The organism is Gilvimarinus japonicus (assembly GCF_042847215.1).
GTDB lineage: Bacteria > Pseudomonadota > Gammaproteobacteria > Pseudomonadales > Cellvibrionaceae > Gilvimarinus > Gilvimarinus japonicus.
On the sequence record NZ_AP031500.1, the window covers coordinates 1,733,657 to 1,758,285 of the forward strand.

The following is a 24,629-nucleotide window of genomic DNA, read 5'->3' on the forward strand; positions in this document are numbered from 1 at the left end:
CTAAAGAGAGGTTAATAATGCTCCGTATTTTTGCTGTTTTTTTTGTGTTGTTGGTAAGTGTGCTGACCCATGCTGCCGAGGTTAAGCCGACAAATAAGATGACTCACGTATTTATGGCTGGCGATTCGACCATGTCGATTAAAGAGGTTAAGGATTACCCCGAAACCGGCTGGGGCGTTCCTTTCAGTTATTTTTTTGACGAGCACCTGGTAGTGGATAACCGCGCGCGCAACGGCCGCAGTACGCGCACGTTTAAAAGCGAAGGTCGCTGGCAGAGCATTATGGACGAGCTAAGCTCAGATGATTATGTGTTTATCCAGTTTGGGCACAATGATCAGTCCGAGCATAAAAAAGATCGTTATACGCCACCCAAAGACTTTCAGGCGAATTTAACCGGTTTTGTGGCGGATGTACGCAGCAAGGGCGCAGAGCCTATTTTGCTGACCCCCATCACTCGCCGCTATTTTAACGAGCAAGGTGTGATCGAGCCTACCCATGGGGTATACGCCGATTTGGTGCGCGACGTAGCGCGCGAGCAAAAAGTGACCTTGCTCGATATGGAGGCGATCACTCGTGAGTACTTTCAGGCAATGGGTGATGATTTATCGGCGCTGCGCTTTATGCATATTGCCGCTGATTTGCACCCCAACTACCCTATAGGGGTGAGCGACGACACGCACTTGAATCACTTAGGTGCCCGCGAGGTCGCACAGTTGGTGTTGACAGAGCTCAAGCGCCAACAACACCCGCTGGCGAGCCGTCTGCGCACCCCCGATCCAAAACACTTAAAACGCTAGTTATTACAATCTGTTACAAAACCGCCGGGTGATTTAGTAGCTATATCCTCACAATTTTTCTTATAGTGAAGGGATTTCGGCGCAAAGAGCCCGAAGTGGAGTTATGTTAACGGTGATTGAGGTAGTGATGTGGGGGCAATCTTGAACCTGATGCGCAGAGCGTGGCTTATGGCGGGGCTATTGTCTGCGCTGTTTTGGGTGCCCATAGCGGGTGCTGCGGACCCGCATTGCCAAGAACATCCGAGTGATTGCATTGCCGTTGGTGAATGGCAGGTGTCCTTAGGTGTTGGCTTGGGCGGACGTACTAACCCATTGGTGGGTGGCGACGATATTCCGGTATTGCTGTTACCCCAGGCCAGCTACTACGGTGAGCGGTTCTTTTTTGATACCACCACGGTAGGTTTTACACTGCTTGAGACTCCGCGTCAGTCACTGTCATTGGTGTCGACCTTAGGGCTCGATCATATGTATTTCAATGATCTGTCACTGGGTAATTTTGTGATTGAAGGCGCGGGTGGCAGCTATGCCCTCAGTGCCGCTCCGTCAGAGCAAAATGTTACCGACGATATGATCGTCCCCGAAGACAACACCAACACGCCTAATACCACCGACAAAGACGGCCCCAGTGAGTTTTTTCACAAAACGGTAAATGCTACCAGTGAGCGGGGTGATCTAGTCACGCTGGATAATTTGAGTCCTCGCCGGATGGCGGTTTTGGGTGGCCTGGAATACAGCGTTTACTATCAAAACACCGGGCTTAGCCTGCAGGCTTTGAGTGACTTAATTGCGGTGCACGGCGGGCAGGAGGTTCGCTTTGGGGTCGATCATCGTTTTCAGCAAGGGCAAAATGAATACACACTAGCTGGCGGGTTTGTGTGGCAGGGCGATGAGTTGGTGGACTACTACTATGGGTTGGATGCCGGAGAAGTGGAGCAAGCCCCCGAGTTACAGTATCAAGCTGACGATAGTGTCACCCCGTATCTTCGGCTCGACTGGCGCCGGCCCTTAAGCAAGCGCTGGACGTTGCAGGCGACGCTCCACCAAAAGTGGTTTGGCAGCGCCATTAAAGACAGTCCTCTGGTTGATCGCAGCGGTTCGAGCACGGTATTTATTGGGGGTATTTACCATTTTTAGTCCGCACTTGCCGGCGCTGGTGTTGGGTATTGGCATCACGCTGTTAGCGGTGGTTCCGGTGTACGCGGCGTCAGACAATGGCGCTGTGGAGTTAATTGTTCAACCAAGCTTATGTGTGCTGGCCGAAGGTGAAAGCGTCTGCCGCGATCAGGTAAAGATAAACTGGCGCGCGCCGCACAGTCGTTCGCTGTGTCTGTATGAATCCGGCGAGCCCGACCCGCTTGATTGTTGGCAACAGACACGCTCCGGTAGCCACACCTCTGTGCTAGAGGCTGAAAGTGATGTGCAATTTCAACTGGTTGAGGCGAGCGGCCGGCAGGTGGTTGCCAGTCGCGCTTTTGAGGTCGTCGCCGACGCCAAACGCTACCGTCGTCGGCGGCGTAATCCATGGAGTTTTTTTTGATGAGTGTGGTGCTGTTAGCCGAAGATGATGAACGTCTGGCCGGTTTAGTAAAAGATTTTTTGCAAGCCAATGACTTCACGGTTGTGGTTGAGTCCCACGGATTGAATGTGCCCCGTCAAGTGCAAAACCTGCAGCCGGATATTGTGATTTTGGATTTAATGCTGCCAGGCAAAGATGGCATTAGCATCTGCAAAGAAATTCGCCCCAACTATGAAGGGCCAGTGCTGATGTTAACCGCTCGCGATGCCGATGCCGATCAGGTGCTCGGGTTTGAGGTCGGCGCCGATGATTATGTTATTAAACCCGCGGAGCCTCGGGTATTACTCGCGCGTATTCACGCACTTTTGCGCCGCTCTAATCGCGAGCCTGTGGACACCGGTGATGTCACAATAGGGCAGTTAAAGTTGCGCACTCACGCTCGAGAGGTTCAGTTTGCCGGGGAGCCAGTGCCACTGTCTAGCCACGAGTACGATTTGTTGTTAACACTGGCGCGCCAAGCGGGCAAGGTGCTGAGCCGGGAGTATTTATTTACCACGATTTGTCAGCGCCCCTATGATGGGCTGGATCGCACCGTGGATGTCCGAGTCTCGCATTTACGCAAAAAGCTTGGTGATAATAGCGATAACCCTACGCGTATAAAAACGGTGTGGGGGCGCGGCTATATGTTGGTGGCCGACGCGTGGGAATAAGTGCTTTGCTTGGGCGCACTTTTTTAACGCTTTATTTAATTGTCGTACTCGTTATTTTAGGGGCCGGCTGGGGGCTCGATCGTCTGTATTTGTCGGTGACTAACCCCGAGCGGCCAGACCCCATTAATCGTGCATTTTTTACCTTGCTTGAAACCAATGTCATTGCCGCTGTGCAAGCGGGTGCGACACCGATAGTGGCGTTGCGCGGTCAGCTTGATAAGCTGGCGCTGCCAGCCCACGCCTATCAACTGTCTGATCTCGCGGACTCCAGCCTGAAGCAAGAAATTCTTGCGGGTACCCCGGTGGTGTTAACTGCCGAGCAGCAGCGTCAAGTGTATTACCGCTTGCGCAATACCGATTTAGTGGTGCGTTTGGTGTTGCCGGCGGAACCCGAGCAAGGAGTGTGGTACCGGTTGTTGTTGGTGATTTTTTACCTGCTTTTGGCGCTGGTTATTTATTTGTGGATTTGGCCCTTGGTGCGTGATTTGCGCTCGCTGCAAGCTCAGGCGCGCCTTGTCGGTCGGGCTGACATGGGCGCGCGAGTGCGGCTTAGTCCACGCTCGGCGGTGTACAGTTTGTCGCAAGAATTTAATCGTATGCAGCAGCGTATCGATGAGTTGCTGGCGTCTTATCGGGAGATGACCTATGCAGTTTCTCATGAGTTGCGCACCCCGTTGGCGCGTATGAAATTCGCGTTGGAGTTGTCGGAAGGGGACATTTCCGCAGAACAGCGTCAGCGACAAATGGTTAACTTGCGCACCGATGTCGCGCAGATGGATGCCCTGATCAATCAATTGTTAAATTACGCCGGCTTTGAAACCCAAACGCAGGCGCTCACCTTGCAAGCGGGTGCCCCCGGAGCACTGCGTGCCTTGGTGGAGGGCTTGACCGATAATCTCATCAGGCGAGGTACAGCGGCCGCGACGCGAATGCCGGTGTTTCATCTTGACGACCAATTGGCCGGTAAGCGTGTCTGTTGCGAGTGGAACTTGTTTGAGCGCGTACTGCAAAACCTATTGGGTAATGCGGCAAAATATGCCGACACTCAGGTGCAGGTGACGTTAGCCTATGACAGTGGCAGTTATTGGGTAGCGGTAGAAGATGATGGGCCGGGTATCGCCGATGACGATTGCGCACGGGTGTTTGATTCGTTTGTTCGGTTGCATCAGGAGCCCTCCCGTGACAGTCAAGGGTTCGGCTTGGGGTTGGCAATCGTTAAGCGTATTGTCGATTGGCATGGCGGTACGGTTATGGTGACCCGTAGTCAGGCTTTAGGGGGGGCGTGCTTTACGTTGCGCTGGCCTGAACCTGATGATCCGCCGGCTCAACCAGTTGCCCAATAAAAAAGCCCAGACAATATTTTGTCTGGGCTTTTTTAACGTCGCACTTTTACTGGCCCATCATCGGCTCATCGGCGGTTTTAAAAGTGAAAGGCAAACGCCGCGTAGGGGCCATCTAAGGTTAAGTCGGCGCCCATACCTTGATCAATATTAAGCGCTTGATTGCGGTAACCAAACTCAACCCCTAAGTCCACCAGTGAGTCAAAAAGGTAGCGCAGCTTAAGGGTGTAATCAGTTACCTGATAGTCGCTAAAGTCGGTATGGTTTCCTTCAACTCCCGCCGACCAGCCGGTAAAAGGTAGTTCCGCTTCCACTAACAAATACCCCATTGGTAAAACGTCATCGACTTTCATGCTCTCGTTGGTGTTAGGTGTGGCTAAGCTAATGCGACCATCGTAGATGCGTAGCGACAAACCAAGGTCGATGCTCACCCAGTTGTCTAAAACCTCATAGTAAGCGGTGTTATCGAGATGCGTTAGCTCAATGGTCGAGCTGGCGCTGCCGCCCTCCCATTCGACTGAGCGTCCGGCGTTAATATCGGTGTAGCCGACGCGAAAATTTGGAATCAGCGGAATAGGGTGCTCTACGGAGATGTGCAGAAAACGATTGGTTTCATCGGTGTAACCGAGCGAGCCCACAGAGGTCGACGCGCTGCCAATGTCGCCTGCGTAATCAGAGCGCCACAAACCAATATCGCCTTTTACACCAATCGCGTCTGCGTGGGCTGTGGCGCTTATGCATAACGCGACCAAAGGGGCGGCAAGTGGCGTGGCAAAAATAGCTCTCATGGTAAAGTCCTTGCGGTAACTAGCGGAGTGGAACGAGCAATTGCGGGATCATAGCATTGTGGCATTCGCTAAAACAGTCTCGATCAGCGCGCTTGTGTTGAGCTTTGTAAAACCGTTAAAAAGTTTTGCGCGGCGTTACTTTGGCTGCGTTTAGTGTGAAATACCGCACCGAGTTGCCGCGTCAGTGGAGGTAGCTGTAAATCGAGAATGGTTAAGCCGGCGTCGATCATTGAGCGAGGTAAAACTCCCCAACCCAGGCCGATAGACACCATCATTTTGATGGTGTCTAAGTGGTTGGTGACCATGGATATATTGAGGGTTAAGTCCCGGCGATCAAACAGTTTTTGAATCAGCCGTGTGGTGTGGGTGTTGTTGTCTGGAGCGATGGCCTGCACGTCGCACAAGTCGCTTAACTGCAAGTGCGCGCGTTGTGCCAGCGGATGATTGGTCGCGCAGACGAACTCTAAGGTGTCTTGCCAGACGGGCAGCTCGGCCATATGTGTGCCGATGTTCTCGGCCAAGGTAATGACGCCTAACTCAAACTCGCCTTGTTCAACCGCCAGAAGTGCTTTTTCGGAGTCCAGAAAGTGCAGGTCGAGGTGCACCTGGGGAAATTTATGAGAGAACTCACTAAGCACATCGGGTAAGCGGTGCAGGCCAATATGGTGACTGGTGGCGATGCTGAGCGGCCCGCTGACGTCGCCGTCGAGGTCGGTGAGCGCCCGGCTGGCGTCGCCGACGCTTTGCAGTATTTGCCGCGCATGAGGCAGTAGCACTCGTCCGGCGGGGGTTAGGTGGATATGTTTGCCAAACCGATCAAACAGTTTTTTATCTAATTGCTCCTCCAGTAGGGCGATGCGCTTACTGACCGCCGGTTGGGTGAGGTGTAAGCGATTGGCCGCCTCCGAGAAAGAGCCGGTCTCGGCGATGGTGATAAATGTGGTGAGGTGTTGGGTATCCATTGAACAAGACTACCATTCCTTTGTGGAATGGAAAATATAAAAAATATGAATTTGTTTTATTTGTGAGTGGGCTCTATTATTGACCTTACAAAATATGCCGGTATATCCGATCTCATCTTAGAGTGAGAGGCTCTCTTAAATCGCACCGTGAACCGCACAAACGAGGACAACATGGCCGCAAAAACTCTTTACGACAAGCTCTGGGATGCCCACCTTGTACAACAGCGCGACGATGGCTCAGCGTTGATTTATATCGATCGCCACATCGTCCATGAAGTAACGTCACCGCAAGCCTTTGAGGGGCTGCGTATAGCAGGGCGCAAGCCTTGGCGAGTCGACTCTGTGTTAGCAACACCCGATCACAATGTGCCTACCACCGTTAAAGAGCGCGCCTCGGGCGTCAGCGGCATCGAAGATCCGGTGTCACTTATTCAGGTGCAAACGCTGGATGACAACTGCGACGAGTTTGGCATTGTAGAGTACAAGATCAATGACCGTCGCCAGGGTATTGTGCATGTGGTTGGGCCCGAGTCGGGCGCGTGTTTGCCGGGCATGACAGTGGTGTGTGGCGACTCCCACACGGCGACCAATGGCGCCTTGGGGGCCTTGGCTCATGGCATCGGCACCAGCGAGGTGGAGCATGTACTGGCCACTCAGTGCTTGGTCGCTAAAAAAATGGGCAACATGCGTATTGATGTTAACGGCAAGCTCGGCGCGGGTGTTACCGCAAAAGATGTGGTGCTGGCTATTATCGGCAAAATTGGCACAGCCGGCGGCACCGGCTATGCGGTTGAGTTTGCCGGCGAGGTGTTTCGCGATATGAGCATGGAAGGTCGCATGACCGTGTGCAATATGGCCATTGAGGCTGGCGCGCGCGCCGGTATGGTGGCTGTCGATGATACGACGATTGAGTATGTCAAAGGTCGCCCCTATGCGCCTACCGGCGAAAACTGGGATAAAGCCGTGGCCGCGTGGCGCGATTTAGTCTCAGACGCGGGCGCCCACTTTGATGAGGTGGTCGAGTTAGATGGCGCAGATATTTTGCCGCAGGTCAGCTGGGGGACGTCGCCCGATATGGTGGTGGATGTGAGTGCGGCGGTGCCTAATCCCGCCGATGAGTCCGACGCGGTAAAACGCGAGGGAATGCAGCGTGCGTTGGAATATATGGGGCTGACTGCCGGCCAGGCAATTGCCGATATTAAGCTCGACCGTGTGTTTATTGGCTCTTGCACCAATTCGCGCATCGAAGATATTCGCGCCGCCGCCGAGGTGGTAAAAGGCCGCCAAAAAGCCGCTAGCGTTAAACAGGTGATGGTGGTGCCGGGTTCGGGTACGGTGAAAGCTCAAGCCGAAGCCGAAGGCTTGGATAAAATTTTTGAGGCGGCCGGTTTTGAGTGGCGCGAGCCGGGCTGCTCAATGTGCTTGGCCATGAACGCCGATAAGCTCGGTGCCGGTGAGCACTGTGCCTCTACTTCAAACCGCAACTTTGAAGGGCGCCAGGGGTACGGCGGGCGCACCCATTTGGTCAGTCCGGCAATGGCCGCGGCCGCTGGTGTGGCCGGCCACTTTGTTGATGTTCGCGAATTTGTGCGTACCTAACCGGAGAGAAACATGAAAAGCTTTACGACAATAACCGGGGTTGTGGCGCCTATGGATCGCGCCAATGTCGATACCGATATGATTATTCCCAAGCAGTTTTTAAAGTCTATTAAACGCACCGGGTTTGGCAAAAACTTGTTTGATGAGTTGCGCTATTTAGACGAAGGTCAGCCCGACCAAGAGTGTACCGGCCGACCACTTAACCCGGAGTTTGCGTTAAACCAGGCGCGTTACCAAGGTGCCAGTGTTTTGTTAACGCGCAAAAACTTTGGCTGTGGCTCCTCGCGCGAGCACGCGCCCTGGGCGCTGGACGATTACGGGTTTCGCTGTGTAATAGCCCCGAGCTTTGCCGATATTTTTTACAACAATTGTTTTAAAAATGGCCTTTTGCCGCTGGTGTTAAGTGAAGCTGTGGTCGATCGCCTGTTTGACGAGTTGTACGCCTGTGAAGGCTATGAGTTAACCATCGATTTGCCGGCGCAACAGGTTGTAACCCCTGGCGGCGAAGCGTTTAGTTTTGAGGTGGACGAATTTCGCAAGCACTGCCTGCTGCAAGGGTTGGATGATATTGGCCTCACTCTCGAACAGGCCGACAGTATTAAAACATACGAGGCCGAGCGCCGCGCCAATGCGCCCTGGTTGTTTGATGCAGTAAAAAATTGACGCTGGCGTCTAAATAATGACAAAGGAGTGTTCTGTGAAGCGTTTTCATATTGCTTTGGCGGTAAAAGATTTAACCGCGTCGATTGCCGACTACTCCCGGCGCTTAGGTGGTAAGCCGGGCGCTGTGGTGCCCGGCAAGTACGCCATGTGGCGTACCGACACCTTAAATTTTTCTATTAATGAAATTCCCGAGCGGGCCGGTCAGTTGCGTCACCTTGGGTTTGAGTGTGATGAGGCCCAGGGCTTTTCCAGTGAGATAGACGCAAACGGGATTGAATGGGAGTTGTTTTCGCCAGTGGCGCAAGACGACAAAATTGTTGAGATTTACGGCGCGTCGGTGGTGTAACTGCCCTCAGGCGAGCCCAAAATAACCAGGAGTAAGCGTGACTAAAAAGATTATGATTTTGCCGGGTGACGGCATTGGCCCCGAGATTGTTGCCCAGGCGCGTCGTGTGCTGGATGCAGTCAATGAACATGATAAATTGCAGTTGGAATTTGTTGACGAGTTGATTGGCGGGGCCTCTATTGATGCCCACGGCGAGCCGTTAACCGATGCGGCTGTCGCCAGCGCTCGCGAGTGCGACGCCATTTTGCTAGGCGCTGTCGGTGGCCCCAAGTGGGATACTATTGATCGCGCGATTCGGCCCGAGCGCGGTTTGCTAAAAATTCGCTCGTCACTGGAGTTGTACGCCAATTTGCGCCCCGCACTTTTGTACCCGCAGTTGGTCGAGGCGTCGAGCTTAAAGCCTGAGGTTGTCTCCGGGTTGGACATTTTAATCGTGCGAGAGCTGACCGGAGGTATTTACTTTGGCGAGCCGCGGGGGATTCGTACATTAGAAAATGGCGAACGAGAAGGCTATAACACCTATAAATATTCCGAGAGTGAAATCGAACGTATTGGGCGCACCGCGTTTGAAATGGCGCGCAAGCGCAACAAAAAAGTCTGCTCGGTGGATAAAGCTAATGTGCTAGAGGCCACTATTTTGTGGCGTGAAGTCATGGACCGATTGGCGCCCGAGTACCCGGATGTTGAGTTGTCGCATATGTACGTCGACAACGCCGCGATGCAATTAGTGCGCGCGCCCAAGCAGTTTGACGTGCTGGTAACGGGCAATATGTTTGGCGATATTTTGTCTGATGCGGCCGCAATGTTGACAGGTTCGATTGGCATGCTTCCATCGGCCTCACTGGATAAACAAGGACGCGGTATGTACGAGCCGTGTCACGGCTCGGCACCGGATATTGCCGGGCAGGGCATCGCCAATCCACTGGCGACTATTTTGTCAGCGTCGATGATGTTGCGCTACTCGCTGGGCTTTACCCAGAGCGCGGATGCCATTGAAGCAGCGGTCGGTAAGGTGCTGGATCAGGGTTTACGCACGGCCGATATCTACACTCCCGGTAGCACCAAAGTTGGCACTCGTGAAATGGGTGATGCGGTGTTAGCGGCGCTGTATCAGAATTGATCAATTTGCAGCCAGTGGCTATTTGCGGCAAAATATAGGGCCTTCGCGGGTGCTCACAAGGCGCCCGATGAACGCTTTAATTCAACAAAGAGTTAAAAAGAGAGTCAAATGATGAAAGTAGGTTTTGTAGGTTGGCGCGGCATGGTCGGTTCTGTCCTGATGGAGCGCATGCAGTCGGAAAACGATTTTGACGGTATTGAGCCGGTGTTCTTTACCACCTCTAATGTGGGTGGCGAAGCGCCTAACGTGGCCGAGGGTTTGCCACCGCTAAAAGACGCTTTCTCTATTGATGATCTGAAGCAACTGGATGCGATTATCTCTTGTCAGGGTGGCGATTACACCAAAGCTGTATTTGCCGATCTGCGTGGTGCTGGCTGGGACGGCTATTGGATTGACGCCGCCTCAAGCTTGCGCATGGATAAAGATTCGCTGATTGTTCTCGACCCGGTCAACCTCGACGTGATTAAAGACGGTTTGGCTCGCGGCGTTAAAAATTACATCGGCGGCAACTGCACTGTGAGCTTAATGCTAATGGGCCTTGGCGGCTTGTTTGCCAATAACTTGGTTGAGTGGGCAACGTCCATGACTTACCAGGCCGCATCGGGTGCTGGCGCGCGCAATATGCGCGAGCTGATCGAGCAGATGGGCACTATTCGCGATGGCGTTGCCAGCGAATTGGCCGATCCGGCCTCAGCTATTTTAGAGTTGGATCGCAAAGTGGCGGCCACTATGCGCTCGGGTGACTTCCCCACCGAAAACTTTGGCGCACCATTGGCCGGCAGTGTTTTACCGTTTATTGATAGCCAGCTTGAAAACGGCCAGAGCCGCGAAGAGTGGAAGGCGCAAGCCGAAACCAACAAGATTTTAGGTAACGATGGCAATCCGATCCCGCTGGATGGAACCTGTGTGCGCATTGGCGCCATGCGTTGTCACGCGCAGGCTTTGACCATTAAACTGAAAAAAGACGTGCCGCTGGATGAAATCGAGCAAATGATTGCCGGCCACAATCAGTGGGCTAAAGTGGTGCCTAACGATAAAGAGTCAACTTTGCGCGATCTGACTCCCACCGCGGTAACGGGCACGCTGACCGTTCCCGTAGGGCGTTTGCGTAAACTTAGCATGGGGGGCGAGTACCTCAACGCCTTTACTGTGGGTGACCAGCTGTTGTGGGGTGCGGCCGAGCCGCTGCGCCGTATGTTGCAAGTGCTGCGCAACGCCTAATCCTGACACCGAGGTTAATCTCGGCTGTTCCAGCAAAGCCTCGATCTGAGATAGGGTCGGGGTTTTTTTGTTGAACGGCGTCGCATTTTTATGCATTTTTAATAATGCGAGCCTAATTTGCGTAAAAAGCGAGTGAATAGCTAGGGCTGCGATTGGGTTAAGTATTGATAAAAAGCTATTTATAATGAATACTTACGGCTATTAGTGAAGAAATATTCGAGGTTGCAAAGCCTCATTACAACAATTTTTCGGGTATGCCGCGCCACAGCTATGTGGCTGACAGGAAGTCCAATGGCGGGTGGTCGTCAGGAGGCCGGGGGAGACAATAAAAGGAAAATGCTATGCATCTTCGTAAGCTGGTAATACTGCTTGGGGTTTTATCACTGTTGGTTTCGCGCTCTGTGTTGGCGCTGGGACTTGGTGACATATCGCTAAATTCGTCTCTCAATCAGCCGCTTGACGCTCACATTGGCCTGCGTGATCTTGGTGATCTCAGCGCTGAGCAGATTGTCATTAAGCTGGGGACGCAAGAAGACTTTGATAAAGTTGGTCTGGAGCGTTCGTTCTTTTACACACAATTGCGCTTTAATGTGGTAACCGATGGTCCTAATGGCCCATTTGTGGCGGTTACCAGCCGCGACCCTGTGCGTGAGCCCTACTTAAGTTTTGTGGTCGACATGCGCTGGACCAGTGGTCGGGTAATGCGTGAGTATACCCTGTTGCTTGATCTGCCCACCTTCTCGGGCGAGAGTGCTGCGCCGGTTCAGGGCAGTGTTACCCCAATAGAATCTAAAAGCCGACCGGTAAAGAATGAGCCGGTACGGCAGCGCAGCGACTCCGGCGCCGTATCGGCTAACAGTGCCGGAGGCGATGTCTACGGCCCGGTTAAAGCCAGCGATACCCTGTGGGAGATCGCCCGCGATCACCGTCCCGGTAACGCCTCTATTCATCAGACGATGCTGGCGATTCAAAAAGCCAACCCCGATGCTTTTATCCGCAACAATATCAACCTGCTGAAAAAAGGGCAGGTGTTGCGCATTCCCTCAGAGCGTGAAGTTCGCGAGCTCAATAACCGCCAGGCGATTAGCCGTGTTGCCGAACAGAACCGCGAGTGGTCTGGTAACGCCATGGGGGCTCAGCTTGACGGCTCGGGTCGCAATAGTGCGAGTAATCGTACGTCTGACGAGGTCAGTGGTCGATTGCGTTTGGCCTCGGGTAGCGATAGCTCTGATGATGCCGCCCGCAATGGTGGCGCTGGTTCGGCTGGAAGCGCCGCGCTTGAGCGTGAGCTGACGGATACTAAAGACGAGCTTGCACGCTCTCGCGGTGAGAACACAGAGCTGCGCTCGCGGGTGGGCGACCTTGAAGAGCAAATCGAAACCATGGAGCGTTTGCTGGAGGTCAGCAACGAGCAGATGCGGGCACTGGAAGTGGCTGCGCAACAGAAAAACGACGCTGACGAGAATCTCAGTGACGCCGCTGCGACGCCAGTAACTGACGACGCCAAGCCGGCTGAAGATACCAGTGTTGCCGAATCCAGCTCTGCGGTTAAGCCGGCGCCGGAAAAAACGGCAGCCAAGCCAGCTGATAAAGTTGAGCCTGAAGCGAAAGAGCCGGTTCGCAATACCAATAAGGTCGTGCGACGCGCGCCTGAGCCTACGTTGATGGACACCCTTATGGACAATCTTTTGTGGATTGTTCTGGCCGTGGTGTTAATCGGGCTATTGGTTGTGCTGGCGTTGCGTAAGCGCGGCTCTACAGTTGATGAGAGTGACGATTTCACCCCAGACTACGATGAGCCTATCGCCTATGAAGAGGCCGAGACTCAGCCTGAGAACGAGCTGGCCGACAGTGACATGGATGCGGGAGCTCTAGACGATTCGTTATTTGATGAAACGGATGCCGATGAGTCAGCCGAAAGTGTTGAGCCAGAAACCGGCGATGTGGTTGGCGAAGCCGATATTTATATTGCTCTCGGCAAGTACGAGCAGGCCGAAGATATGCTGTTGTCGGCCCTTGAGCGCGAGCCGGGCTCTATGCCCATCAGCTTGAAATTGCTGGAAACATACGGCGAAAGCAATAACCTTGACTCCTTTGACGCGCGCTTTGCCGCTATTGTCGAGCAGGGCGATGAAGCCAGTATTGCTCGCGCTAGCAGCTTGCGGGTGCAGTACTTCCCAGGTGCCGCCGATTTTGTTGCGCCAGCCGCTGGTGCCGCCTTGGCAACCGGGCTGGCCTCGTCCGCTACAGAGCAAGAAGATAGTGTTGTCGAGTCTGATTTTGACCAGAGCTTCGATCTTAATGACAGTGCTCCGCTTGCCGATGGCGGTGCAAACTCGGATGACCTGGATGATGATTTCGATTTCGATCTTTCCGACGAGCTAGACGACTCGGCGTTAAAAGATGATGAAGAGCTGCAGCTGGACGATATGGACTCAAGCCCGGCGGCCAGTGATGAGTTAGAGCTGGACGAATCGTCTAGCCGTTACGATTTGTCGTTCGAGTCCGAGGATGACAGTGCGACTGACGACGCACTGCTGGAATTTGATTTGGATTTAGACGATGACGCCGTGGCCAATGAGCCCGAAAGTGCCGAGTCTGATGATGTGTTTGCTCTCGATCTGGAGGATGATCAGCAGGATTCGCAGCCCCTTGACGATATTGAGTATACGTTAGACGACACGGAAGGAAGTACAGTGCCGGTCGAAGACTCTTTTGCGTCACAGTCAGAATCTGGCAGTACCGCCAGCACCGACGAGCTTGATGATTTGGAGTTCGATTTAGACTCTATTAGCGATGAATCTGATAAATCCGCTGAAGATGGTGTGTCTTTGACCGATGAAGCACCACTGTTAGATGAAGACTTTAGCTTTGATACAACACTCGATTTGGAGCCGGAAGAAGAGCCCGCGACCAGCTACTCTGAGCCCGAGCCCTATGATCCGAGCTCTGAGGAAGCCGGCCATGCATCGGTTGACCTAGGCGATGAACTTGCCGAAGGTGCCGCTGACGAAGAAGAGGTGCCCACCTTAGATCTGGCCGAGGACGATGCGGATGACTTCGATTTAGATAAGGCTATGGACGATTTTGACCTGGCCTCTATGGACGAAGATATGGCGGACTTAGATGCTGCAGCTGATAACACTGTTGCTGAGCCTGCCGGTCTTGATGATGACGACGCGTTCGAGCAGGCGCTGGGCGATTTGGATACTGAAGCGTCCGCCGACGCGTCAGAGTTGGATGACTTGCCAGGGCTGGATGCGGACGATGCCGATCTTGACGATGAAGATCTTGATTTTCTGACGGATAGTGATGAAGTCACCACTAAGTTGGACTTGGCTCGTGCTTATATTGATATGGGTGATCTAGATGGCGCTCGCGATATTCTCTCTGAAGTGGCGGAGGAGGGTAACGAAGAGCAAAAAGCCGAAGCGCTTAGCCTGCTGGATAAAGCGCAAAGCTAATCACTGATATCGTTACTAAGGCCTTGCTCACTGATGTGCGCAGGGCCTTTTTTATTTTTGTACAGACATAAGTCTGTGACATTACGCATTAACCCTTTGATCGCAGAATCCCGCTATGTCCGAACGCTATTATACTCGCAACTGTGAGATCTCCCCCGGTACCCCTTGGCCCGAGGGAATGCAGCGCGTTGCGTTGGGTGTTGAGTACAATGGTTACGATTTTCGTGGGTTTCAGGTACAGCCTGGTGGTGTGCCCACAGTGCAAGATTATTTGCAAAAAGCGTTATCTAAAATCGCCTGTGAACCGGTAACATTAGTCTGTGCCGGTAGAACAGATGCCGGCGTCCACGCCACCGGGCAGGTGGTGCATTTTGATACTCAGGCAAACCGGCCGGACAAAGCCTGGGTGTTGGGTGCCCGGCCCCATTTGCCTAATGGCGTTGGTGTGCGCTGGGCACGTACCGTGCCCAATGATTTTCATGCCCGCTTTAGTGCTCACTCGCGGGCTTATCGCTACTTGTTGAGTGACGCCAATGCACGGCCGGCGCTATTGCACGATCAGGTTACCTGGGTGCGCCACAAGCTGGATGTGGACGCTATGGCTATTGCTGCACAGTACTTGGTGGGCACCCACGATTTTACCTCTTACCGGGCTGCCCAGTGTCAGGCGCACAGCCCGGTACGCACGGTCGAGCATTTGCACCTGTCTCGCCGGGGTGACTTAATTATCCTAGAAATAAAAGCCAATGCGTTTTTACATCATATGGTGCGCAATATCGTCGGTGTGCTGCTTGAGGTGGGGCGGGGCGCTCGCCCCGTTACCTGGCCCGCCGATGTGCTTGCGGCGCGACAGCGCTCAGCGGCGGCAGCAACCGCGCGCCCCAATGGTTTGTACCTGGTAGCGGTGGATTACGAAAATCGTTTTGCACTGGGGCGAGGTAATCCGGGCCCATTGTTTCTTGCCGATCCTGTGGGCGCGCTTGCGGGGCGCGCGGGTGGCAGCAAAAATGATTAAAATCTGGTAGTATTCAGGCCTTTGCGGCAGCTTATCGATAGCTGACCGATTAAGGTTGTATAGCGGGTAATCCGGTTGAACAGTTCGCGCGTAAAAATATGTGGTATTACTCAGGTGGCCGATGCCGAGCATGCACTTGCCTGTGGCGCCGACGCTATTGGCTTGGTGTTTTACGAGCCCAGCAAGCGTGCGGTTAGTATTGCCCGCGCCCGCGAGATTGCCTACGCCGTGGGGCCGTTAGTGACGGTCACGGGGCTGTTCGTCAATGCCAGTGCAGAAACGGTCTACCAAGTGTTGCGAGAAGTGCCGCTGCAGCTGTTGCAGTTTCACGGCGATGAAACCCCCGAGTTTTGCGAGCAATTTGAGCGCCCCTATCTAAAGGCGATTAGAATGCGCCCAGACTTGGATGTTGTGGCTGCGATGCAACCCTATACTCAGGCGGCAGGTTTGCTGCTCGATGCCTATCAGAAGGGGGTTCCCGGCGGTACCGGTGCCACCTTCGACTGGCAGCGGGTTCCGGCAAATCCCCCTCGCCCTGTGGTACTGGCCGGCGGCTTGAGTCCGGCTAACGTTGCCGAGGCCATTGCGGCTACGGGCTGCTATGGCGTTGACGTTAGCGGCGGCGTCGAGGCGAGCCCCGGTATTAAAGATCCAACCAAAGTTGCAGAATTTATCTCCAACGCCAAACATTAAGCGCGCCACGCTGGCGCCCTGTAAAAAGTGAGTTGAACTGTGAGTGATAAAGAGCAGAAATCTGCGGTAAATTACAGCGCTTTTCCTGATGCGACGGGTCACTTTGGCCAGTTTGGGGGCCGCTTTGTCTCCGAGACGCTGATTTATGCACTGGATGAGCTGCAGGAGATATACAGCAGCTTAAAGGACGATGCCGAATTTCAGGCAGAGTTTGACCGCGATCTGGCCCATTACGTTGGCCGGCCGTCGCCGCTGTACCACGCCGAGCGTATGAGCCGTGAATTAGGCGGCGCGCAAATTTATTTTAAGCGCGAAGACCTTAATCATACTGGTGCACATAAAGTTAATAACACGATTGGTCAGGCGTTACTGGCAAAAAAAACCGGCAAGACCCGAGTCATCGCCGAAACCGGCGCCGGACAGCACGGGGTTGCCACGGCAACGGTGGCGGCACGGCTCGGTCTTAAATGCCAAGTTTATATGGGCGCCGAAGATGTTCGCCGACAGGCGCTGAATGTTTATCGTATGAAACTGTTGGGCGCTGAAGTCATTCCGGTCACTTCTGGCTCAAAAACTTTAAAAGACGCCATGAATGAGGCGATGCGCGATTGGGCGACCAACGTTGACGATACCTTTTATATTATTGGTACTGTGGCGGGTCCGCATCCGTACCCGCAGTTAGTGCGTGATTTTCAGTCTATTATTGGTCGCGAAGCTCGCGCTCAGTGCCTGGAGCGTACCGGGCGCTTGCCCGACGCACTGGTTGCCTGTGTTGGTGGCGGCTCGAATGCGATCGGATTGTTTCACCCGTTTTTAAACGATGAGGCGGTCGCCATGTACGGTGTCGAGGCGGGTGGTGACGGTGTCGAGACTGGACGCCACGCCGCACCGCTAAATGAAGGCGTGCCCGGTGTGTTGCACGGCAATCGTACCTACTTAATGGAAGATGAAAACGGTCAGATCATCGAGACTCACTCGGTATCGGCAGGTCTTGACTATCCAGGGGTGGGCCCAGAGCACTCTTGGTTGAAAGATTTAGGGCGGGTAGATTATGTCGCGATTAACGACGATGAGGCGCTTAATGCTTTCCGTAAAACCACTCGAGTCGAGGGGATTATGCCTGCACTTGAGAGCTCGCACGCCTTAGCCTATGCCGAAAAACTCGCACCGACCATGAGTAAAGATCAGATTGTTATCGTTAATCTGTCCGGTCGTGGTGACAAAGATATTCTCACTGTCGCCGAGATCGATGGCATCACGGTGTGACCCAAACGCAACTGGATAAATGTTAATGAGTCGAATCAGTCAACAATTTGAAGCACTGCAAGCGCGTGGCCGCAAAGCGCTGGTTGCCTATATCGTTAATGGTGACCCAAGTCCGGCAGCCAGTTTGCCCACTATGCATAAAATGGTCGAAGCTGGCGCCGATATTATTGAGCTAGGTGTGCCGTTCTCTGACCCAATGGCCGAGGGGCCAGTGATTCAGCAGGGCCATGAGCGAGCCCTAGAGTCTGGCACAAGCTTAACCGGCACCCTTGATTTGGTTGCCGAGTTTCGCAAAACCGATACGACTACCCCCGTTATTTTAATGGGTTATGCCAACCCGGTTGAGCGCATGGGGTACAGTCGTTTTGCCGAGCGTGCAGCGGCTGTGGGCGTTGATGGGCTTTTGACGGTCGACTTACCACCGGAAGAGCTAGGTGAGCTAAAGTCTGAGCTGGCCCAGCGTGATATTGATAATATCTTTTTGTTGGCGCCGACCACCGCGCCCGAACGGGCTCGTCATTTGGCCAGTAATGCCAGTGGTTTTTTATACTACGTCTCTCTTAAAGGCGTTACCGGTGCCGGGCATTTGGATGTTGACGCCGTTAAGGCCAAGCTCGACGAGTTTGGCGCGCTAACGTCACTGCCGCTGTGTGTTGGTTTTGGTATTAAAGATGCCGAGACCGCCACCAATGTGGCGCGATTAGCTGACGGTGTCGTGATCGGTAGTGTGCTGGTTGATGCGATGGGTAAACACGCCGGTCAGCCGCCCGAGAAGATTGCGGACGCAGTCGGTGCTATCATTAGTGATATTCGCCGTGGCCTCGATAGCCTGTAAAGGTTATGTCGGTCCGGATGCTAGGTAAATACCTGCAAAACAAGCAACCCAATTAAGAGATTAAACCATGAGTTGGCTAGAGAAACTGGTTCCCAGCGTTGTGCGTGCCGATGGTAAAAAGGGCTCAAGTAAAGTGCCCGAAGGCCTTTGGAAGAAGTGCGTTAAGTGTTCTGCCGTGCTGTACCGCCCAGAGCTGGAAAAAAACCTCGATGTCTGCCCTAAGTGCGATCACCATATGCGTATTGGTGCGCGGCGTAGATTAGATATTTTTCTCGATGAAGATCGTCGCCAAGAGATCGGTACCGATGTCGAACCGATTGATCGCTTAAAGTTTAAAGACGTAAAAAAATACAAAGATCGCCTGAGCGCCGCGCAAAAATCCACTGGTGAGAAAGATGCGTTGGTTGCCATGAAGGGCGAGCTAAAGGGCATGCCGGTTGTCGCGGTCGCCTTTGAATTTGCTTTTCACGGTGGTTCTATGGGGTATGTCGTGGGCGAGCGTTTTGCCCGTGCAGCTAAAATCGCCCTAGAAGAGAATATCCCGTTGGTATGCTTTTCGGCTACCGGCGGCGCCCGTATGCAAGAGGCGTTGATCTCGCTGATGCAAATGGCCAAAACGTCGGCCGTTATCGAGCGTTTAAAGCAGCAGGGTACGCCGTATTTCTCTATCATGACCGATCCGGTGTACGGTGGTGTCTCGGCCTCGCTGGCGCTATTGGGCGACATTAACGCGGCCGAGCCTGGCTCGCGTGCCGGTTTTGCCGGCCCCGCGATTATTGAACAAACCATTCGACAGAAGCTGCCGCCGGGCTTTCAGCGCGCTGAGTTTTTATTGGAGCACGGCGCCATCGATATGATTATTCATCGCGCACAAATGCGCGATAAAGTGGCCGGTTTGTTGGCTAAATTTACTCGTCAAGCGGAGGCGAGCTAGACGGCGCTCGCCCTATGCGCTTTACGCAACTCGACGATTGGCTCACGTGGCTTGAGCAGGCGCATCCTACCGAGATCGACCTAGGTCTCGATCGCCTGCGGCAGGTGCTTGCGCGCCTGGTACTGCCCGATTTACCGCCGGTGATTACGGTCGCCGGCACCAACGGCAAAGGCTCTTGCGTGAGCGCGGCTAGCGCGCTACTGCAAGCGGCTGGATTTTGTGTCGGTAGTTACACCTCTCCCCATATTCAACATTACTGTGAGCGGGTCCAGATTAACGCGGTACCGGTACGCGAGGCGGCTATGTGCCGGGCGTTTGATATTGTCGATCAAGCCCGGGGCGATGTCTCTTTAACCTACTTTGAATTTGGTACGCTCGCGGCGCTGGTGCTGTTTGGCCAGCAGGCTGTCGATGTTATGGTGCTCGAAGTGGGTTTGGGCGGGCGTCTGGACGCTGTCAATATTATCGATCCGGACGTGGCGGTGATTACCAGCATCGCTATTGATCACGAAGCGTGGCTTGGCAATGACCGCGAAAGTATTGGCCGTGAAAAGGCCGGTATTATGCGCGCGGGCAAAACCGCCATTTGTGTCGATACGGATCCGCCGGCTTCGCTGTTGCAATACGCCGATGATATTGGTGCGTCGCTGCGCTTAATAGGGCGCGACTTTGTTATTGATACAGCGCCGTCTGAGAATAACCCTATACCTGATAAGACCCCGTGGCGTTTGATCGATAACCACAGTGGCGTTGCGCTCTCTGTGCCCCCGGTATCTTTGGTGTCGAGTAGTGTTGCGGCCGCCATTCAGGCGGTAAAAGCCCTGGGTGTGGATGTGGCGGCATTGGATTTGGCTGATGTGTTTGGTGGGCTGACTTTGCCCGGGCGCATGCAAAACGCTCGCTTTGGCGGTACCCCGGTACTGATTGATGTTGCCCATAACCCCGCCGCGACAACCTATTTGGCACAAGTGGTGGCGGCGCGGCAAACCTCTGGCCGGGTTGTGGCGGCAGTGGCAATGATGGCCGACAAGGACATTGCCGGCTCCTTGCAGCCGCTAATGGGATTGGTGGATTGTTGGTTGCCTGTAGGCTTGGCCGATGTGCCGCGCGCTGCGAGCCCAGAGTCTCTGGCCGCCGTTATTAGCGCAAGTGGTGCCAATGTAACGCCATTTGCGAGTCTCGCCGATGCCTTAAGTGGTCTAAATACCGGCGAGCATTTGAGCTTAGGTGAGGATGATCTGCTGTTAGTCTTTGGCTCCTTCTTTACCGTGGCCGCTGCACTGGCTATATTAGCGCCAGATGTGACGCGAGTGTCCAGTGCGGGCAGCCTGGGGGAGATTAAGTGAACAGCGGGTTAAAACAACGGTTAATTGGCGCTTTGGTGCTCGCGGGTATTGCGGTAATTTTTTTGCCCGGTTTTTTTAAGCAACACGCGCCTTATCAGGTGAATACTCGCAGTCAGATTCCACCGCGCCCCAATATTACTCCGGTGGTAATTGATAAGCCTCAGGCTCGTGTCACGACACCTGCGGCACCCGCGCCCGAGACGATGTTCGTGCCCGATAATGAGCAGCCGGTCGGCGATTCTGAGGTTGCGACATCGGGCTCATCGAGCTCTGCGCGCAGCGCCGCTTCAGAGTTGGCCTCTGTCTCAAGTGCGGCATCCAAGCCGACACCGTCTGGTGCGTCTGAGTCGGGAGTGGCCGAGCCAGAAGCGCCGGTCGCTGGCGATGACCACCTTTTAGTCGATGCCTGGGTAGTCCAGGTGGCGAGCTTGCGCTCGTCGGAGTCGGCCCAGCAGTTGCGCAAACGTTTGCAGGATCGCGGCTACAAAGCGTACGTGCGCTCGGCACAAACCTCGCAAGGGGAGGTCAGCCGCGTGTTTATCGGCCCCAAGCTTGATAAGGCCTTAGCATTAGAGGTTAAGCAAGAAGTCGATCCGGTGTTTAAAGTCAATTCTATGGTGTTGCCATTCAAACCGTGAGTCGGGGTATGCCCACAGTGGCTGCTCTGTTAGAATCAGCGCCTTCTGAAAACCGGAGTCACTTGAACCCATGAATTGGGCAGATTGGACCATCGTCGGCATATTGGCTGTGTCCTGCTTGATTAGTATCAAGCGCGGCTTTGTAAAAGAAGCTTTGTCGCTGGTAGTTTGGGTGACTGCCTTTATTATTGCCTCGATCTTTGACGATCGCTTGGCCGTTCTGATGACCGACTTGATTCCTACTCCCTCATTGCGGGCTATGGCCGCGTTTGCGATTTTGTTCGCTGCGACGCTAATAGTAGGGGCCATGGTGAACTACTTGATTGGCGAGCTGGTGCGAATGACCGGGTTATCCGGGACCGATCGTCTGTTTGGGATGGTATTTGGTTTGGTTCGCGGCGCGCTGGTCGTACTGGCCGTTGTTATTTTGTTGCCCTCGCTTGTTCCTGTGAACGAAGACGGTTGGTGGCAAGAGTCGGTATTGATACCCCGATTTTTAGTATTCGAAGCTTGGGCTCGCGCCACAACGGACCAAGCGCTCGAATGGATTACGTCATTTTTTTAATGGTTCGCATTACACGAAGGTGAGGCAAATATGTGCGGTATTGTTGGTATAGTGGGTAAACGCGACGTCAATACGCAGCTTTATGATGCGCTGACTATCCTCCAACATCGCGGCCAGGACGCAGCCGGTATTATGACTTGCCAAGATGGCAAAATGACCCAGCAAAAAGCCAATGGTCTGGTGCGTGATGTATTTCGCACCCGCCATATGCAGCGCTTGGTGGGTAATGTGGGCATTGGTCATGTGCGTTACCCTACGGCTGGCAGCTCGGGCCCCGCGCTCGCGCAGCCGTTTTACGTTAACTCGCCCTATGGCATCGCGCTGGCCCACAACGGCAATTTAGTCAATGCCGATAGTCTCAGTGAAGAGTTATTTAAAACTGACTTGCGCCACGTTAACACCGACTCTGACTCCGAAGTGCTGTTAAATGTATTTGCCCACGAGCTGCAGCTGCAAGGCAAACTGGCACCCAATCAAGATGATATTTTTGCCGCAGTAGAAGGTGTGCACAAACGCGTCAGCGGTGGTTACGCCGTTGTGGCCCTGATTGCTCGCTATGGTATTGTCGCGTTTCGCGATCCCAACGGTATTCGCCCTTTAGTGTACGGTAAGCGCGAGACCGATAAGGGCGAGGAGTACATGGTGGCCTCCGAGAGCGTGGCACTCGACGTACTTGGCTTTGACTTAATCGGTGATGTCGCGCCGGGTGAAGCAATTTACATCACTTTTGACGGCCAGTTGCACCGCAAACAGTGCGCTAAAAACACGCGCTTAACCCCCTGTATTTTTGAGCATGTGTACTTTGCGCGTCCCGACTCTATTATGGATGGTGTGTCCGTTTATAAAGCGCGTTTGCGTCAGGGCGAAAAGCTTGCCGAGAAGATTCTTGCCGAGCGCCCCGACCACGATATTGATGTAGTGGTGCCCATCCCCGATAGCTCACGGGTGGCGGGTCAGGCGCTGGCTTACAAGATCGGTGTTAAATTTCGCGAAGGGTTGATCAAAAACCGCTATATCGGCCGTACCTTTATTATGCCCGGCCAACAGATGCGCAAAAAATCGGTACGGCAAAAGCTCAACCCGATCGAGCTGGAGTTTCGCGGTAAAAACGTATTGCTGGTCGATGACTCTATTGTGCGTGGCACGACGTGTCAGCAGATTATCCAGATGGCCCGTGAGGCGGGCGCGGCAAAGGTGTATTTTGCCTCGGCAGCGCCAGCGGTGATTTACCCCAATGTCTACGGTATTGATATGCCGACCAGCAAAGAGTTGATTGCTCACGGTCGCACGCAGGAAGAAGTCTGCAAAGAGATTGGCGCGGACTGGCTGATCTATCAAGAGTTGGACGATCTGGTCGCCGCCTCGGCCGAGGGCGCCGATGGCGTAACGGAATTTGATTGTGCGGTGTTTGACGGCCATTATATTACTGGCGATGTTGGCAAAGAGTATTTAGAAAAAATCGAGGCGGATCGCCAAGAGGGCAAAAGTAAAAAGAAAAAAGCGTTGCGCGAAAAAGAGGAAGAAAGCCCCATCGGCTTGCACAACGACAACGAAGACCTGCATATACATTAAGCACAGGTAAACCGCGGAAACGGATATGAGTGATTTAGACGAGTTGCGCAAACAGGCACTGGCTGATGCGGCTATTGATACGCTCGCGGTGCGGGCCGGTCAGGCTCGAAGCGCCGAAGGAGAACACTCCGAGGCGCTGTACCTCACCTCGAGCTATGTGTTTGACAGTGCCGAGCAAGCCGCCGCTCGCTTTGGTGGCGACGAGCCGGGTAATGTTTACTCGCGTTATACCAACCCCACAGTGCGCACGTTAGAAGAGCGTATTGCGGCAATGGAAGGTACCGAGAGTGCGGTCGCCACTGCCTCGGGTATGGCCGCCATCTTGTCTACCTGCGTCGCACTGCTAAAGTCTGGCGATCATATCGTGTGTTCCCGTAGTGTATTTGGTACCACCACGGTATTGTTTACCAAGTACTTGGCGCGCTTTGGCGTTACCACTACCTTTGTCGACCCGGTCGATTTTGTAGCGTGGGAGCAAGCTTTTACCGCTGATACCCGGCTGGTGTTTGTCGAAACGCCCTCTAACCCGCTGTGCGATGTGGTGGATTTGCAGCGCTTGGCCGATTTAACTCACAAGCACAATGCGCTGTTTGTCGTCGATAATTGCTTTTGTACGCCAGCCTTGCAGCTGCCGGTAAAGTTTGGCGCCGATTTGATTGTCCACTCGGCCACCAAATACATTGACGGGCAGGGCCGTTGCCTGGGTGGTTTGGTGGCAGGTCCCAAGCATTTGGTCGACGAAGTACTCGGCTTTATTCGCAGTGCCGGTCCAACCATGAGCGCGTTTAATGCCTGGGTCTTTTTAAAGGGGCTCGAGACGTTGCGCCTGCGTATGGACGCCCATTCGGCGAGTGCGCAAGCACTGGCCGAGTGGTTAAATGATCATCCCCAGGTCGAGAAAGTTTATTATGCCGGTTTGCCCGATCACCCCGGCCATGAGTTGGCGGCGAGACAGCAGCGTGGCTTTGGTGGTGTGTTGTCGTTTTGTGTAAAAGGCGGGCGTGAGCAAGCGTGGCAGGTGATTAATAAAACCCGCATTATGTCGTTAACCGCAAATCTGGGCGATGCAAAAACGACTATTGTCCACCCGGCGACGACCACTCATGGTCGGCTTAGCGATGAGCAAAAAATGGCGTCGGGTATATCGGAAAACCTTATTCGGGTTGCCGTTGGTCTAGAAGATGTCGCTGATCTAAAGGCAGATTTGGCTCGCGGCCTTACTGCTATCGCCTAAGGCAA

The 24,629-nt window shown here is 53.8% G+C and carries 23 protein-coding genes; 21 read left to right on the forward strand and 2 right to left on the reverse strand.

Annotated elements, in window-relative coordinates; translation table 11 throughout:
* Positions 1 to 17 precede the first annotated feature (17 nt).
* The 5 genes from ACGHAD_RS07235 (at position 18) to ACGHAD_RS07255 (ending at position 4,366) form a co-directional block, all read left to right on the forward strand.
* The gene (locus tag ACGHAD_RS07235) at positions 18 to 797 is read left to right on the forward strand and encodes a rhamnogalacturonan acetylesterase (protein WP_382416061.1); all 780 of its coding nucleotides are present in this window, start codon (positions 18 to 20) and stop codon (positions 795 to 797) included.
* Between the two features lie 168 nt (positions 798 to 965).
* Positions 966 to 1,931 (forward strand): MipA/OmpV family protein, encoded by a 966-nt coding sequence (locus tag ACGHAD_RS07240; RefSeq protein ID WP_382416059.1) that lies wholly within the window; start codon positions 966 to 968, stop codon positions 1,929 to 1,931.
* The gene (locus ACGHAD_RS07245) at positions 1,909 to 2,334 is read left to right on the forward strand and encodes a DUF3019 domain-containing protein (protein WP_339615544.1); all 426 of its coding nucleotides are present in this window, start codon (positions 1,909 to 1,911) and stop codon (positions 2,332 to 2,334) included. Before ACGHAD_RS07240 ends, ACGHAD_RS07245 begins: the two co-directional genes overlap by 23 nt.
* The gene (locus ACGHAD_RS07250; RefSeq protein WP_339615543.1) at positions 2,319 to 3,023 is read left to right on the forward strand and encodes a winged helix-turn-helix domain-containing protein; all 705 of its coding nucleotides are present in this window, start codon (positions 2,319 to 2,321) and stop codon (positions 3,021 to 3,023) included. Before ACGHAD_RS07245 ends, ACGHAD_RS07250 begins: the two co-directional genes overlap by 16 nt.
* Positions 3,014 to 4,366: an ATP-binding protein gene (locus tag ACGHAD_RS07255; RefSeq protein ID WP_382416056.1), complete on the forward strand. Its 1,353-nt coding sequence runs from the start codon at positions 3,014 to 3,016 to the stop codon at positions 4,364 to 4,366. Before ACGHAD_RS07250 ends, ACGHAD_RS07255 begins: the two co-directional genes overlap by 10 nt.
* Before the next feature lie 77 nt (positions 4,367 to 4,443).
* On the opposite strand, the gene ACGHAD_RS07260 is transcribed toward ACGHAD_RS07255, so the two are convergent.
* Both ACGHAD_RS07260 and ACGHAD_RS07265 read right to left on the reverse strand, forming a co-directional pair.
* Positions 4,444 to 5,151 carry a TIGR04219 family outer membrane beta-barrel protein gene (locus ACGHAD_RS07260; protein ID WP_382416054.1) on the reverse strand — a complete coding sequence of 236 codons (708 nt, stop codon included), beginning with the start codon at positions 5,149 to 5,151 and terminating at the stop codon, positions 4,444 to 4,446.
* An 83-nt stretch (positions 5,152 to 5,234) separates the two neighbouring features.
* Positions 5,235 to 6,113 carry a LysR family transcriptional regulator gene (locus tag ACGHAD_RS07265; protein ID WP_382416052.1) on the reverse strand — a complete coding sequence of 293 codons (879 nt, stop codon included), beginning with the start codon at positions 6,111 to 6,113 and terminating at the stop codon, positions 5,235 to 5,237.
* 171 nt (positions 6,114 to 6,284) lie between these two features.
* Here ACGHAD_RS07265 and leuC point away from each other — a divergent pair, with 171 nt between their 5' ends.
* The 16 genes from leuC (at position 6,285) to ACGHAD_RS07345 (ending at position 24,624) form a co-directional block, all read left to right on the forward strand.
* Entirely contained in the window at positions 6,285 to 7,712 is a 1,428-nt protein-coding gene (gene leuC / locus ACGHAD_RS07270; RefSeq protein ID WP_382416050.1) for a 3-isopropylmalate dehydratase large subunit, read from the forward strand.
* Between the two features lie 12 nt (positions 7,713 to 7,724).
* Positions 7,725 to 8,375, forward strand: coding sequence for a 3-isopropylmalate dehydratase small subunit (gene leuD / locus ACGHAD_RS07275; RefSeq protein WP_382416048.1), 651 nt, complete (start codon positions 7,725 to 7,727; stop codon positions 8,373 to 8,375).
* A 34-nt stretch (positions 8,376 to 8,409) separates the two neighbouring features.
* Positions 8,410 to 8,721, forward strand: coding sequence for a hypothetical protein (locus ACGHAD_RS07280; protein WP_382416046.1), 312 nt, complete (start codon positions 8,410 to 8,412; stop codon positions 8,719 to 8,721).
* Between the two features lie 37 nt (positions 8,722 to 8,758).
* A complete protein-coding gene (gene leuB / locus ACGHAD_RS07285; protein ID WP_339615535.1) occupies positions 8,759 to 9,841 on the forward strand; it encodes a 3-isopropylmalate dehydrogenase in 1,083 nt (360 codons plus the stop codon).
* Between the two features lie 111 nt (positions 9,842 to 9,952).
* Positions 9,953 to 11,062, forward strand: coding sequence for an aspartate-semialdehyde dehydrogenase (asd, locus tag ACGHAD_RS07290; protein ID WP_382416644.1), 1,110 nt, complete (start codon positions 9,953 to 9,955; stop codon positions 11,060 to 11,062).
* A gap of 341 nt (positions 11,063 to 11,403) precedes the next feature.
* The gene (locus tag ACGHAD_RS07295) at positions 11,404 to 14,526 is read left to right on the forward strand and encodes a FimV/HubP family polar landmark protein (protein ID WP_382416044.1); all 3,123 of its coding nucleotides are present in this window, start codon (positions 11,404 to 11,406) and stop codon (positions 14,524 to 14,526) included.
* Between the two features lie 115 nt (positions 14,527 to 14,641).
* Positions 14,642 to 15,541: a tRNA pseudouridine(38-40) synthase TruA gene (gene truA / locus ACGHAD_RS07300; protein ID WP_382416042.1), complete on the forward strand. Its 900-nt coding sequence runs from the start codon at positions 14,642 to 14,644 to the stop codon at positions 15,539 to 15,541.
* Positions 15,542 to 15,616: 75 nt separating this feature from the next.
* On the forward strand, positions 15,617 to 16,234 hold the full coding sequence (locus tag ACGHAD_RS07305; protein ID WP_382416040.1) for a phosphoribosylanthranilate isomerase: 618 nt from the start codon (positions 15,617 to 15,619) through the stop codon (positions 16,232 to 16,234).
* 39 nt (positions 16,235 to 16,273) lie between these two features.
* The gene (gene trpB / locus ACGHAD_RS07310) at positions 16,274 to 17,500 is read left to right on the forward strand and encodes a tryptophan synthase subunit beta (protein WP_382416038.1); all 1,227 of its coding nucleotides are present in this window, start codon (positions 16,274 to 16,276) and stop codon (positions 17,498 to 17,500) included.
* A gap of 25 nt (positions 17,501 to 17,525) precedes the next feature.
* The gene (gene trpA / locus ACGHAD_RS07315) at positions 17,526 to 18,335 is read left to right on the forward strand and encodes a tryptophan synthase subunit alpha (protein WP_382416036.1); all 810 of its coding nucleotides are present in this window, start codon (positions 17,526 to 17,528) and stop codon (positions 18,333 to 18,335) included.
* A gap of 67 nt (positions 18,336 to 18,402) precedes the next feature.
* Positions 18,403 to 19,269 carry an acetyl-CoA carboxylase, carboxyltransferase subunit beta gene (accD, locus tag ACGHAD_RS07320; RefSeq protein ID WP_339615529.1) on the forward strand — a complete coding sequence of 289 codons (867 nt, stop codon included), beginning with the start codon at positions 18,403 to 18,405 and terminating at the stop codon, positions 19,267 to 19,269.
* Positions 19,270 to 19,283: 14 nt separating this feature from the next.
* Positions 19,284 to 20,615, forward strand: a complete 1,332-nt coding sequence (gene folC, locus ACGHAD_RS07325; RefSeq protein ID WP_382416034.1) for a bifunctional tetrahydrofolate synthase/dihydrofolate synthase — start codon at positions 19,284 to 19,286, stop codon at positions 20,613 to 20,615.
* Positions 20,612 to 21,253 carry an SPOR domain-containing protein gene (locus ACGHAD_RS07330; RefSeq protein ID WP_382416032.1) on the forward strand — a complete coding sequence of 214 codons (642 nt, stop codon included), beginning with the start codon at positions 20,612 to 20,614 and terminating at the stop codon, positions 21,251 to 21,253. The genes folC and ACGHAD_RS07330 overlap by 4 nt, the downstream gene beginning before the upstream one ends.
* Positions 21,254 to 21,323: 70 nt before the next feature.
* Positions 21,324 to 21,818, forward strand: coding sequence for a CvpA family protein (locus ACGHAD_RS07335; protein ID WP_339615526.1), 495 nt, complete (start codon positions 21,324 to 21,326; stop codon positions 21,816 to 21,818).
* 30 nt (positions 21,819 to 21,848) lie between these two features.
* Positions 21,849 to 23,390, forward strand: coding sequence for an amidophosphoribosyltransferase (gene purF / locus ACGHAD_RS07340; protein WP_339615525.1), 1,542 nt, complete (start codon positions 21,849 to 21,851; stop codon positions 23,388 to 23,390).
* Positions 23,391 to 23,415: 25 nt separating this feature from the next.
* Positions 23,416 to 24,624: an O-succinylhomoserine sulfhydrylase gene (locus ACGHAD_RS07345; protein WP_382416029.1), complete on the forward strand. Its 1,209-nt coding sequence runs from the start codon at positions 23,416 to 23,418 to the stop codon at positions 24,622 to 24,624.
* Positions 24,625 to 24,629 lie beyond the last annotated feature (5 nt).